Annotated in this window: 8 protein-coding genes and 3 pseudogenes; 9 read left to right on the top strand and 2 right to left on the bottom strand. The window is 41.5% G+C overall.

Annotated features, from left to right (window positions below; genetic code table 11):
- Positions 1 to 10: 10 nt before the first annotated feature.
- Positions 11 to 1,210, bottom strand: a complete 1,200-nt coding sequence (locus AXF15_RS02295; protein WP_236884760.1) for an IS4 family transposase — start codon at positions 1,208 to 1,210, stop codon at positions 11 to 13.
- Between the two features lie 48 nt (positions 1,211 to 1,258).
- Between AXF15_RS02295 and AXF15_RS13940 the strand changes: the two are divergent.
- The 6 genes and pseudogenes from AXF15_RS13940 to AXF15_RS13255 all read left to right on the top strand — a co-directional run.
- Positions 1,259 to 1,483: pseudogene (locus AXF15_RS13940) on the top strand (IS1595 family transposase); the annotation flags it as partial.
- A 41-nt stretch (positions 1,484 to 1,524) separates the two neighbouring features.
- Positions 1,525 to 3,252, top strand: coding sequence for a hypothetical protein (locus tag AXF15_RS02285; RefSeq protein WP_151192255.1), 1,728 nt, complete (start codon positions 1,525 to 1,527; stop codon positions 3,250 to 3,252).
- Positions 3,253 to 3,726: 474 nt separating this feature from the next.
- Positions 3,727 to 4,481 (top strand): IS5 family transposase gene (locus AXF15_RS13260; RefSeq protein WP_236884803.1). Its coding sequence is split into 2 segments (ribosomal slippage): positions 3,727 to 4,060 and positions 4,060 to 4,481, totalling 756 coding nucleotides; the frame shifts between segments, so codons are not numbered across the junction.
- A 333-nt stretch (positions 4,482 to 4,814) separates the two neighbouring features.
- Complete coding sequence (locus tag AXF15_RS02275; RefSeq protein ID WP_066602747.1) at positions 4,815 to 6,278, top strand: lipopolysaccharide biosynthesis protein; 1,464 nt, start codon at positions 4,815 to 4,817, stop codon at positions 6,276 to 6,278.
- A gap of 191 nt (positions 6,279 to 6,469) precedes the next feature.
- Positions 6,470 to 7,489: a hypothetical protein gene (locus AXF15_RS13935; RefSeq protein WP_169793571.1), complete on the top strand. Its 1,020-nt coding sequence runs from the start codon at positions 6,470 to 6,472 to the stop codon at positions 7,487 to 7,489.
- An 8-nt stretch (positions 7,490 to 7,497) separates the two neighbouring features.
- Complete coding sequence (locus AXF15_RS13255; RefSeq protein ID WP_083517806.1) at positions 7,498 to 8,043, top strand: glycosyltransferase family 2 protein; 546 nt, start codon at positions 7,498 to 7,500, stop codon at positions 8,041 to 8,043.
- A 373-nt stretch (positions 8,044 to 8,416) separates the two neighbouring features.
- On the opposite strand, the pseudogene AXF15_RS02270 reads toward AXF15_RS13255, so the two are convergent.
- A pseudogene (locus AXF15_RS02270) lies at positions 8,417 to 9,496 on the bottom strand (IS4 family transposase); the annotation flags it as partial.
- Positions 9,497 to 9,642: 146 nt separating this feature from the next.
- Between AXF15_RS02270 and AXF15_RS02265 the strand changes: the two are divergent.
- The 3 genes and pseudogenes from AXF15_RS02265 to AXF15_RS02260 all read left to right on the top strand — a co-directional run bounded on the left by AXF15_RS02265 (position 9,643) and on the right by AXF15_RS02260 (position 13,703).
- On the top strand, positions 9,643 to 10,797 hold the full coding sequence (locus AXF15_RS02265) for a glycosyltransferase (protein WP_066602738.1): 1,155 nt from the start codon (positions 9,643 to 9,645) through the stop codon (positions 10,795 to 10,797).
- A 316-nt stretch (positions 10,798 to 11,113) separates the two neighbouring features.
- Positions 11,114 to 11,263 (top strand): annotated as a pseudogene (locus AXF15_RS14805) (DapH/DapD/GlmU-related protein); the annotation flags it as partial.
- A gap of 328 nt (positions 11,264 to 11,591) precedes the next feature.
- On the top strand, positions 11,592 to 13,703 hold the full coding sequence (locus AXF15_RS02260; protein WP_066602735.1) for a bi-domain-containing oxidoreductase: 2,112 nt from the start codon (positions 11,592 to 11,594) through the stop codon (positions 13,701 to 13,703).
- Positions 13,704 to 13,928 lie beyond the last annotated feature (225 nt).

Genomic DNA, 13,928 nt, shown 5'->3' with positions numbered 1-13,928 from the left:
TGCTGTCCGGCTAAGCGATGTAATCTAACAGTTTGAAGTTATATGAATTATCGAATTTTCGTCGTCTGGGATTCAGGAGTTCATCCAAGGAGGCCTCGCCGAGCAGGTTGAGTTGAATGAGCTGGAAGAGTTGCTGTACGGAGAGTCCGAGACGGCTGAGGAATTTCTGGTACGCGAGGAGCAGGTAAACCGTCAGGGCCGTGTAAATCTGGATCAGAACCGCATTTTCCGAGTTGCCGACGAAGGTCTTTATGCGCAAATTTTGTTTGATTTCCTTGAAGAAGAGCTCGATTTGCCAGCGGTCTTTATAGATGTCGGCGATGGTTTTCGCCGAAAGCCGGAAATGGTTGGTCAAAAATTCGTAGTGTTTCCCGGTTTCCTGGTCACGATAGCCGATACGGCGCAAGCGTAAGGATTTTCCCCGGCTGGAGACTTCAATGATGTGATCGGAAGTAACGCCGGTCTTGCGATTCACGAGGCGGCGCTCCAGGAGTTTGAAAACGGCGTTGCGCTTGAGCCGGGTCACAAAAAAGACACCCTTTGCCCCGAGGATCCGAAACCAGGGATAGCTGATGAAGCCCTTGTCAAAGACCACGATGGAGCCCCTGGGCAACTCCATAGCCTGAGCTATGCGGCTTTCATGGGTTTTGGCGTCGGTGACGGTTGCGAAAGCCGGGATATGGCCATCGTGATCCAGCAAGGTATGTACTTTGACGCCGCCCTTGGCCTGCCGAAACGAGGCCCAGGGAAAAAGCGACAGGCAAAGCTTTATGGTGGTGGCGTCCAGACTGAACAATTTGGATTTGAAACGGAATTTGTGCTTCGGGGCTTTTGCGGCGCACAGGCCGTACATCTCGGCGAACAGATCCTTGAAAAAGCCTACGGGGCGAGAATTGTTCGCGTCAGCAAAGGTCGAGCGGGCCACGTTTTTCAGTCCCCAGTGATACAGGCGGTTTCCCGCAGCCTCAAGGCAGCGCAGGCCATCGCGCATGGAACGTCTTGCGGCAAGCTGGATGAAGGCCATGACCGTGAACTGCTCCTTGAAACCGAATTGACGCGACGAGCGCCCGGTTTTGTGCCGTCTTTCGAGTTTCTGAAAAACATGTCTGGGAATCAGAGATAGCGTCTGGGAGAATAGTGTATTATGGTGACTCAAGTCCAGAATCTCCTTGTGTGGCAAGATGTTGTGGTGATTTCTTTTACCACACATCGCTGAGATTTTGGACTCTTTTCTTATCCCTTAGCCGGACAGCAATGCTTCCGCATCAACAAATCCAGACATTTTGCGGAAAAATCGGTCCACATCAACGGTATCGAAGCATTCTGGAGCTTTACAAAACGCCGCCTGGCAAAGTTTAATGAAGTGAAGCAGAATTTCGAGCTCCACCTCAAGGAGTGTGAATGGCGCTACAATCGAGCGCTGCCACAACTCCTCGCCAGCCTCAAACTTTTGGTGGCAAAGAACAAAAAACTGATAGTCTAGAGCCATATTAATTCATAATCAAGATGATTATCAAAAAACATATGACGCACAGAATATATATTCTATGTTTTCAAAATATATCCATGCGCTCCCTAGTATCGATTCTTCTGGCAGCATTGCTGATATTTGTGGGTAATATATCAATATGCAAGGGGGAAATATTTGAGCTTATCAAAGAGGATCATAATTTTGCAATTTACGCTAGAGGTCTTATGCGGGAGCAAAAAAATTCTACGCGTAGCTTCTTCAAGGCAAAAAATGAAAAGTTAATTGTAGAAGTAATGCTATTAAATAAAAATAAATTGCAAATATCTGATATTTTTATTTGTAGGACAGATGATCCTGCAGATTATGATAATAACTATGATGTTTATTTTTTACTGCCATGGTATAAAGATGGAAATTCAAAAAAATCTGTATTTCATAGCAAATATAAAGAAAGAAACATAGAATATGAAATACTGGCTAAAGACCATGGGATATTAAAGATTGATAAAGAAAATACAGTAAATTTGATTAAAGTAGACATATTTGGATCGAAAAAATACATAAATATAGAAAAGTTTGATCTATCTTATGGGGTGAATAAAAAAAGAAGGATTCCACATAACGCTAAAAAATATTTTATAACAGATAAGAAAACAAAAGGTGCCATAGAAATTCCAGAAGAACAAATTTTATATATTTTTGAAAAGGAGAGCAAGAAGATAAATGAGCTAATAATTGGTATTGAACTAGGTGACAAAAGTAAACATACATTTAGTATCCCGATAATAACCATCCCTCTAGAGCTTATTGACTCAAATGTTGATACAGCGATTTATTATAGAGGAATCTTTCATGCAAAAGAAGCAACGCTATCATCTGAGCAAAAGACAAGAAGCCAACTCGAAACTGAATTTAGGGATATGCTCGAGAAAGGGATTCAATATCCAACTGTATACTTGTACGATAATAAATATAGAGAGTACATGAAAATAAGGAATGAGCTATTCCCAAAGAAAGATAAAATATTCATTGTTGATAGCGCGCTTATTAGCTACTTAAGGAAAAACGATTTGTTAAAATATAAACAGCGCCTAATGAAAATAAAATCTGATTCACTATTCAAAGAATATAAGAAGATTTATTTCTATCTTATTGATGAGCCTGATAAGAAAAAATATGAGGATACTCTAAATAGGGTTTTACCTATATTAAAGGCCAATGGGGTGGGAATATTCCTGGCAGGTAAAGCAGAAAACTTTCAAGATAAAATAATAGAAGATGTCATATATATTTTAGCCTACGAGCCATCAGAAAAAATAGCCGAGAAATTTCATCAAAAAAAAGCCAAAATTTACTCGTATGCAAATCCTCAAGTAGGAATATTTAAACCAGAAGAGTTCAGAATTAATTATGGATTCAAGATTATTGCAAATAAATATGATGGGATTATGCCCTATGCATATCAAGATAGCTTTGGCAGCCAATGGTCAGATTTTGATTCAAAGTACAGAGATCATATGTTGACATACCCAATATCTGACGGTCTTTTGAATACAATCCATGGAGTTGCCCTTCAAAATGCAATAACTGACTTAAGATATGCATCAACATACAAAGCTATTCTTGAAAGATATATGAGTTATTATGGGGAAAAATATCCTCACCAGATTTCATTGCATGAAGTATCAAAATATGGAGCCTCCTCTTTTAGATCGCTAATTGCTAGGGAGATGTTGCATATCAGCAAAAAAATGAGAGCACAAAAAAATGAAAACCATTAATATTCAGGCATATACTCACGGTCATAAAATATTGGCGACGATGCCATAGCAGATTTTGGCTATCATCATATATCTTTTCCAAATAATTTTCTAGTTACGATGCTAAATTCTTTCTCCATAGGATGATCAGGTTCATCATCTAGAGTCTCTGAAGGTTACAAAGGCACAGGAGCTTGCAAATTTACCCAAAATGTATAGCCGCTGCAGCTATAAGTATGCCCTAGGTGATATATTAGTTTAGAGCAACGAATTATGAGAATAAGATAAAGGGTTTATGCGAGAAGGTACTTGTGTTGGCCTTAAAAATTATCAAGCTACGGAAGCTATAACTTAGTGATAGTTCCCTTTTCCTCCGAGAAAGTTAGGGGCAACGATTTTGCTGTTGCTAACAAAATAAACACCGCATTTGATATGCCAACACTAGGGTGTGTTTGCAAACTTTATAACCAGCGTGGTTTGGTGTAGCTTTTGGACATGTGTTATACCGATATTTCCGATGAAACCTGGCAACGGCTTGAGCCCGTTCTGCCGCTTGAGGGTTCGCCCAAAGGCGGCCGTCCGGCCAAAGATAAACGAACATTCATAAATGCAATCATCTGGCTGCTGCGCACCGGGGCTCCCTGGAGGGCCTTGCCGGGAGAGTATGGTTCATGGAATGCCGTGTATTCCCGCTTTCGGCGTTGGCAGATAAAAGGATCCTGGAAAGCAGTCTTTCTCGCTCTGGCGTCTGACCCCGATCTCGAAGCGGTAATGATTGACGGTACGTACATCCATGCCCACAAACATTCGGCTGGCGCAAAAGGGGGCAGCACAGACAAGCTCTGGGCCGCAGTCGCGGAGGTTTTACCTCCAAGCTGCATGCACAGGCAGACGCGCTCGGCAATCCTGTATCGTTTTTCCTTACAGGAGGTGAATGCGCGGATATCAGTGTTGCACCACAATTACTTGAAGGGGTTCGTGATTGCACTGTCATTGCCGATAAAGGGTATGACAGCGAGCCGTTAGTTCAACTTCTTGAAGCAAGAGGCTGTACCGTAGTTATTCCTCCACGCTCAAATCGTAAAACACCTCGTCGGTATGATCGGCATCTTTATAAGGAACGGCACCTTGTTGAATGCTTTTTCAGTAAAATCAAAGAGTACCGCAGAGTGGCAACACGTTATGAAAAGCTTGCCCAGACTTTTCTTTCTTTCGTTTACCTGGCAGCTTCAATGATTTGGATCAAATAGTTTGCAAACACACCCTAGGAGTGATCAGCTGCGACCCTTCTCTGAGGAAAGCTAGACGCCTATTCTTCAAGGCCGATCTTTTAATGGGTCAAAGCTATCATTTTGGCATATTTTTATTAGTAATAAGCATGCTATTTATTAGGGTTTGCAATGATAAGTATTGTAAAAAAACAAGATTTGTGGCCGGTTAGAGTGGTATGATTATTCTTTTTGCGCTATATTATTTGGTAACATTGAAATGACAACATTAATTGCAGGAAAATGCAGATACGTATAAAAAATATCAACTAATGCTATGACTAAAAATCTAAATGACATATTTGAACAAATCAAATGCTGAAAAAAATAATTATAGCAATTGGGACTGGCTATGCTTTGAAAATAGTGCAAACCCTATGTGGTCTTGTCACTGTCCCCATCCTTATTGGAGATAAGGGGCTTGGCTTGGCCGGATATGGCCAGCTTGCAGTTATTCTATCTCTTTCGGCATTGATGTCGATGCTTTTCGATGGCTTCAGATTGTCTGCTTCTAAATTCATTGGAAAGAATAAAGCAAACCTCTACGAACAAGTATGCAAGGCCTTACAAATATTTCTACTGTTGACACTTTTAATGGCCTCGTTCATTATTTTGTTGTCTCGTCCACTACTCCTCCTCTTTGGTTTAGATAATCAGCCAGCAGTTATCATCTATTGTATAGCTGTGTACTTTATTTTTGAGCAACTGCTATATGTAGCTGAGCAATATTACCATGCCCAACTCAAGACATTTGTAGTTAACGTATTAAATGCTATCGAAATAATATGTCGGCTGATATTCATTATAAATATATTTAATGGATATGGTGGGACAAATTTATGCTACTTATTGATCCTATTGGGGACGCATGTAGCAAAGTTTTTTTTATATTTTATGTTAATTTTTTATTTAAATTCAAAAAAATATGTTTATTTTCTTCGTATTGAGGAGATAAAAATTTTTATTAAAGAGTCTATCCCTTTGTCACTTCGAGGGATAGCGAATTTTTTAGTATTTAGAATGAGTATTGTCTATGCAAATAATGTTCTTTCTGCTGAAGCTGCTGCGGTATTTTCAATTATATTTGTGACTTTGCGTGGGTATATAAATCAAATCTTCGTTAATGTTATTCGCCCAATGGTTATCCCGGTCACATCGGGAATGAATTTTTTGAACATGAATAATGATAAGATTTTTAAATACAATATTATAATTTCTTTTTATGAATTTCTGATTATCTCTGCCATTGCAGTAATTGCTTGTTTTAGTCCATTATGGCTACCCTACTGGCTAGGAGACTCTTTCAAGCAATACCAAGGAGTCTGTGCGCTTGCTGTGGGAGTAATGAGTGCAGAGGCTGCATTTTCTCTCAAAAGCCTCATCCTTGTCTCTCAAGGGTTCGGGGGGAAGGTTGCGAGGTATAGCATCTTCGCCTGCATGCTATACCTCCTTCTACTGTATTTTTTTAAATGTTTAAATACAGTTTTTTTACATTGGATAATTATGGCTATTATTTTTTACATACTGCTCTATAATGGATTTTCTATATCATATCTATTTAACAAGCTTTATAGATGTCAATGGCGCTCATTCTTAATGATTCTTTTTGTTACAATAATTTTATCTGTTAACTACGTTTTGTTTTCGGTAGAAGAAAAGGCATTTGCTATTTTATTAACAACACTCTCGAGCTCGGCACTAATTTTGCTAGGTTTGACATCTATAGCATGGAGTTTTCTTAGATATGTTCCAGCAACATTTGGAAAGCTTGTAAAATGATAAATTTTTTATCAGTTATATTGATATGGTGTGCATTTCTATTTCCGCCTTACTATTTCTTTAGGCCAGAATATTTTATTATCGTTACACTATTTTTTTTAGCATGTGCCACGCGAAGGAGTGTTTTTAAACTAGTTAGAATAGAGAGCTTTCTAATATATTCGATGCTTATACTTGCTGCTATAAGTCTGATGGGTCAACTTTTATCTGGGTATCAATTTATTTATCGAGACTTGATGATATTGCTTCGTTATATAATATATTCTATGGCTATAATAGCTGGCGCTTATGCCGCCACTGAAATAATTTATACAAAATCAATAAAATTTATTTTGATAGCAATTCTGTTTATTTCTATCGCAATAAGTTTTTTACAATACTTTGATATATTCAATGTTAACAGTATAATGATCCCAATTTATGGGGAAAAATACCATACCTTAATCACAGGAGAAAGCTGGCGTCGCATAGTTGGGACCATAGGAAACGCAAACTACTGGGGGTTGTGGCTGGCAATATGTCTAGTTGCAACATCTTCTTTTCTAGTGCTAAATCATAAAATTGTATTAATTCCAGTTATTATTTTATTATTTTTGTCTATCATTATGACTGGATCTAGGACGGCAATATTTTCATCGTTATTTGGGGTATGCTGCGGGATATTCTTTTTTGTTAAACACGTTGAGAGTGCAGCTAGTCTAAAAAAAACGTTATTTTTATGTTCTCTCTTTATGCTTTTCCCATTACTTTTTTTCACTACTAAATACTTTATCGCTGACTATTACGATAATCAGTCTCGATTTTCTCTAGATAATACCCATACTCTTGAATTGAGAGTAATGCACTGGTCCAATTTTATCTCAGAAACAATTGAGCACCCATACCGTATTTTAATTGGAAGAGGGTCTGCGAAGACTGATCAGACTACTTATGGTGATAATTCTTACCTTATGATTTTTCGCGATTATGGTTTGTTATCTGTATTTCTTTACATTATTCTACTATTAAGAATTATTTTTAGATTAAAGAAGGGCGTAAAGTCTTCATTTCCTAAAATAAAAATTTTATCTACTACTTCGCTTCTTATTACATTAACATTTATATTTTTTGACATTGCAGCAGATGCATGGTTTAATGTGAGGTTAGTAATACCCTTGCTTTTTGGATATGGCTACATGATTATAAAAATCGAGACAGAAGATGCCAACTAGGAATAAAGATGCTTACTTCAATTATAATCCTTAATTGGAACGATGGTGTTGAAAATTGTTTTGCAGCAATCCGTTCAGCTCTTCAACAGGATTATGAGAATAAAGAAATTATTTTTGTAGATAATGGCTCTACAGATAACTCCCTTCAGGCTGTTAAACAAGAATTTCCTTTTCTAAAATTTATAGAGAGTAAGATAAATTTGGGGTGCCCTGGAGGGAGAAACATTGGTGTTTCTTCAGCACAGGGAGAGCTAATTTTTTTTCTTGAGACCGATGCTGTTTGGGCTAGCTCTGATGTTGTATCGGGGGTGGTAAGCATCTTCAATAAATATCCAAAAATTGGAGCGCTCTATATACGTGTAGACGGTTATCTTTCCGGGAAGACAGATCCGCCACTTGACAAGGCAATATCGAAAACCACTCAGAATGGATTATATCTTTCTTCGTCTTTTAGGGGGGGGCATCTGCTATTCGAAAAAAATTATTTAATACTATTGGGCAGTTCCCAGCAGATTTTTTTAGGCAATACGAAGAACGCTATGTTTCCTTATTGATATATCAAAATGGTTTTAAAGTCGCTTATTGGCCAGAACGTGTATTGCTACATAAAGGTTCAGACTATCTGGGCAAATCAGAGTCTGTTGTTAAATACAATTGTATTAATGAATTAAAGACAATACTGAGAATTTATCCAAAAAATGTATATTTTTTTTATTTTATCTCCAAGTCTCTTTTATGGATTATTCGCCTTGTTCGTACTAAGAATATAAAATTATTATATACTATATTCATTAGTTTGGATTTAAGATTTAAAATAAACGTCAAAAGAGACCGTATTTCGCTTAATACGCTTAAATATGTTAATTTTATTAGGAGTGAAAAAACTAGTTCACCATTAAGAATTGAGTAGGGCTCATTGCTGTCCGGCTAAGCGATGCAATCTAACAGTGTGAAGTTATATGAATTATCGAATTTTCGTCGTCTGGGATTCAGGAGTTCATCCAAGGATGCCTCGCCGAGCAGGTTGAGTTGAATGAGCTGGAAGAGTTGCTGTACGGAGAGTCCGAGACGGCTGAGGAATTTCTGGTACGCGAGGAGCAGGTAAACCGTCAGGGCCGTGTAAATCTGGATCAGGACAGCGTTTTCCGAGTTGCCGACGAAGGTCTTTATGCGCAAATTTTGTTTGATTTCCTTGAAGAAGAGCTCGATTTGCCAGCGGTCTTTATAGATGTCGGCGATGGTTTTCGCCGAAAGCCGGAAATGGTTGGTCAAAAATTCGTAGTGTTTCCCGGTTTCCTGGTCACGATAGCCGATACGGCGCAAGCGTAAGGATTTTCCCCGGCTGGAGACTTCAATGATGTGATCGGAAGTAACGCCGGTCTTGCGATTCACGAGGCGGCGCTCCAGGAGTTTGAAAACGGCGTTGCGCTTGAGCCGGGTCACAAAAAAGACGCCCTTTGCCCCGAGGAGCCGAAACCAGGGATAGCTGGTGAAGCCCTTGTCAAAGACCACGATGGAGCCTTTGGGCAACTCCATAGCCTGAGCTATGCGGCTTTCATGGATTTTGGCGTCGGTGACGGTTGCGAAAGCCGGGATATGGCCATCGTGATCCAGCAAGGTATGTACTTTGACGCCGCCCTTGGCCTGCCGAAACGAGGCCCAGGGAAAAAGCGACAGGCAAAGCTTTATGGTGGTGGCGTCCAGACTGAACAATTTGGATTTGAAACGGAATTTGTGCTTCGGGGCTTTTGCGGCGCACAGGCCGTACATCTCGGCGAACAGATCCTTGAAAAAGCCTACGGGGCGAGAATTGTTCGCGTCAGCAAAGGTCGAGCGGGCCACGTTTTTCAGTCCCCAGTGATACAGGCGGTTTCCCGCAGCCTCAAGGCAGCGCAGGCCATCGCGCATGGAACGTCTTGCGGCAAGCTGGATGAAGGCCATGACCGTGAACTGCTCCTTGAAACCGCATTTACGCGACGAGCGCCCGGTTTTGTGCCGTTTTTCGAGTTTCTGAAAAACATTGTATTATGGTGACTCAAGTCCAAAATCTCCTTGTGTGGCAAGATGTTGTGGTGATTTCTTTTATCACATATCACTGAGATTTTGGACTTTTTTCTTATCCCTTAGCCGGACAGCAATGAGTAGGGCTTATTATGAAGGACAAAATCCTCATTGTATATCATTATGTTGCACATTATCGAGAAGCTGTTTTTAACTATCTTTGCAAAAAAGACTCAACGTCTCCGTACGAATATTTCATTGCAGCTGGGGAGCTTTCTAATATACCATCAATAAAATTGATAGATCTTGAAAGATATCCTGATATTTCAAGGAATTGGGTCGGTTTAAAAAATTTTTGGATAACCAAAGATGTTCTTTGGCAAAAAGGATTACTAAAAGAGATAATTCGTGGAAAATATAAAGCGATAATTTTTCTTGGCAATATGTATTTTATTTCAACCTGGATCGCTTGTTTTTTGTGTAAAATGCTAAGAATTAAAATATATATGTGGACTCATGGTCTTAAATATAATGAGATGGGTCTACGTTGGCTCTTCCGAAAATTTTTTTATATGTTATCTGATGGCTTATTTCTTTATGGTGTGCGAGCTAAAAACATATTAGAAGCAAAAGGAATGAATAAAAAAAAGCTTCATATTATATATAATTCTTTGGATTTTGAAAAACAAAAAAAACTATATAATGATTTAATTGATAAGAAGAAAGCCTCCTTTCAAAAAACAGCTAGTAGTAAATTTGAAAGAATAATTATTTATGTGGGGAGAATAACTAGAGACAAAAAATTAGACAAAGCTGTACTAATTTTGTCTGAGCTTAATCGTTATAAAAAGAAATATAGGCTCATATTTGTAGGAAGCGGTCCTGAGATAGGTGCATTAAAGAAGTTAGCGGAAAATTATAATGTTCTAGAAAGTATTGATTTTATAGGTCCATGCTATGATGAGGTGTTGCTTGCCAAATATATTATGCTAGCAGACGTAATGCTTGTTCCTGGAGATATTGGGCTTACTGCAATACACGCTATGACATATGGAACGCCTGTCGTTACACATGATAAATTTGATACCCATAAGCCAGAATGTGAGGCAATAATTGATGGAGAAACAGGATCTTTTGTCAATATTGATGACTTAGAGACTACAATGCGTCATATTGAATATTGGTCAAAAAGGAAGCAAGCTAATCCTTCAGCTATGGGGGAGATATGTCGGGCCAAAATAGACAAATATTATAATCCAATATATCAAAAAAAGTTAATAGAATCTGTTTTGAGTGATACGCTATAGTAGTATTTAAATTATGAAAACTATATTAAGATTTATTCTGGGAAGAGTTCGGTATTTTTTTTTACAATTACAAAATCCTAATATAGAAATTGGGAAAAATTTTTTTTGCGCCTACGGATGCAGAGCGTCAAAAGGAAGGCAGATTAGAATTGGAGATAATTTCTATATGGGATATTTATGTCATTTAGGCGCTCCAGCTGAAATAGGTGATGATGTTATGTTTGCCTCATGTGTTTCCTTAGTAGGAGGAGATCATAAATTTGATAATATAAATATACCAATGCGCCTTTCTGGAAGAGACTGTATAAAGCCGATTAAAATTAATGATGATGTTTGGGTAGGACATGGTGCAATTATATTACATGGTGTGGAGATCGGTCGAGGGGCAATTGTTGGAGCTGGGGCCGTTGTAACAAAAAATGTTCCGCCATACGCTATTGTTTGTGGGAATCCTGCAAAAATTATTAGGTATAGATGCTAACTTTTTTTGCAATCATTATTTCTTGAAATTCGATCAGTATATAAAATAAGAACGTAAAATATTTAGAAAGTATCAAGTGCGGCAATGGGGATGAAAGGTAATACTCTAGATTTGCCTTATAATTTGATATATAGGGATATATTTTAGGCGAGACATTAATATCTTACATCCATGGCAAATGAATTTAGGCATATAATTGATCTCTTGAATGTTATAGTTATGCTAACCCCTCTCAATTTTTATTATGTAGAACAGTATTAGTAGTTTGTGCCACTTCATATATACATGTGACCCGTAGACTTGGAATAAAATTATGAAACAAATCCTGCAGAATCTCAAAAACGGCGCTACTGAGCTGATCGACAAGCCATGCCCTCAGACCGGGCGGCACCAACTTTTCATCAAAACTTCGGCATCCCTTGTTTCGGCGGGCACCGAGCGCATGCTTATCGATTTCGGCAAGGGAAATTACCTGCAGAAAGCCAGACAACAGCCGGACAAGGTGCGGATGGTCATCGACAAGATCAAGACCGATGGGCTCATGCCCACTGTTGATTCCGTCTTTGCCAAGCTGGATACGCCCTTGCCGCTTGGTTACTGCAATGTAGGCCGGGTGGCGGAAATCGGGTCCGCTTTGACTGCAGATTTCCAGGTCGGGGACAGAGTGGTCAGTAACGGTCATCATGCCGAGGCCGTGTTCATTTCCCCCAATCTGTGTGCCAGAATTCCCGAGACCGTGACGGACGAGGCTGCCACGTTCACCGTGGTCGGAGCCATTGCCCTCCAGGGCATCCGTTTGGCTCAGCCAACTCTTGGAGAATACTTCGTGGTGACAGGCCTTGGTCTCATCGGGCTTCTGGCTGTACAGATCCTTGTGGCCAATGGCTGCCAAGTACTGGGTATTGATTTTGACTCCTCCAAATGCGCTTTGGCTCGGACCTTTGGGGCGCAGACAGTGGATTTATCCAAAGGCGAAGATCCTGTGGCGGCATCCGTACGTTTCAGCCATGGGCGAGGTGTGGATGGCGTGCTGATCACGGCCTCCACCAAGTCTTCAGAGCCGGTTCTGCAGGCCGCGGACATGTGCCGCAAGCGCGGACGCATCGTGCTGGTAGGGGTGACAGGTTTGGAGCTCTCCCGGACCATTTTTTATGAAAAGGAACTGTCCTTTCAGGTGTCCTGCTCCTATGGCCCCGGCCGTTATGACCCCGTCTATGAAGACAAGGCGCAGGATTATCCTTTTGCTTACGTGCGCTGGACCGAGCAGCGCAATTTCGAGGCTATTCTGGATCTGATGGCGGCCGGAAAAATAGATGTGACTCCTCTCGTTACGCATCGGTTTCCACTTTCGGAAGCAGAGAAAGCCTATCAGATGATTGCCGACAATACCGAGCCTTATATCGGTATCGTGCTGACCTACGAACCTGATCAGGTGGATTTGAGTAAGACCGTGACATTGGGCTCGGAAGAGCCTGCTGCTGCGGGCGCCCCGGTGATCGGTATGATTGGCGCGGGCGGTTATGCGGGCGGCGTGCTGCTGCCTGCTATGAAAAAGGCTGGTGGCGTCCGCTTCAGAAGCATTGCATCCAGTTCCGGTGTTTCCGGCACGCATCTGGGCCGAAAATTCGGTTTTGCTTCGTCCACCACGGACATGGAAACCATCTTCGCGGATCCGGACATCAATACGGTTGTCATTACCACCCGGCACAACTCTCACGCCGCTTTGGTCGGCAAGGGACTCCAGGCAGGCAAGCATGTGTTTGTGGAGAAGCCGCTCTGCCTGACTCTGGGGGAGCTGGCTCAAATTGAGACACTGGCGGCGGAGCATCCGCGTCAGCTTCTCATGGTGGGGTTTAACCGCCGTTTTTCTCCTCTCGTTATGGCTCTGCGCGAGGCTCTGGCCGTGCTGCCGGAGCCCAAGGCCATGGTCATGACCGTCAATGCCGGGGCCATCCCCATGGACCACTGGACCCAGGATCTCAAAGTCGGTGGGGGCCGGATGATCGGCGAGGCCTGCCACTTCATTGATCTGTTGAGGCATGTGGCTGGCCGCTCCATCGTCTCCTATGATGTCATGGGTATGACCAGCCCGGCTAAAGACAGTTTCAGCGTGAATTTGAGCTTTGATGACGGTTCCATCGGCACGGTTCACTATCTGGCCAACGGTACCAAATCTTTCCCCAAGGAACGGCTGGAAGTATTTTGCGGCGGCCGCATCTTGCATCTGGACAACTTCAGAAGTCTCAGAGGACACGGATTTGGCAAGGGTTTCAAAAATATCCGTCTATGGCGGCAGGACAAGGGGCAGACGGAGCAGATGAAGGCTTTTTTCCGGGCCATCAGTCAGGGCGGCATGGCGCCCATCAGCCGCAAGGAAATCTTTGAAGTGAGCCGCGTAACTCTGGAGCTGGCCGGTCGGCTGTGATGAGCGGACGGCTGGCTCCGAACCGCTTTTGCAGGCCGGAATGCATGGGCGAGGTATCCGCCGCAAAGCCTGTATGCCCGGCAAGCAATGACTTCGGCGGGATGCGGGACGAAGTGTCCTCATAGGAGAGGCCATGCCGTATCTTCGTCTTCTCCGCACTGTTTCCCATCTCAGACCTAGGCAGGCGGTTTATCAGATACTGCGCCGCTTGCGTCCTTGTATATC

Origin of the sequence: Desulfomicrobium orale DSM 12838 (genome assembly GCF_001553625.1) — a bacterium.
Classification (GTDB): Bacteria; Desulfobacterota; Desulfovibrionia; order Desulfovibrionales; family Desulfomicrobiaceae; genus Desulfomicrobium; species Desulfomicrobium orale.
The sequence above is the reverse complement of the archived record's forward strand: the minus strand, read 5'-3'. Positions and strand labels throughout refer to the sequence as shown.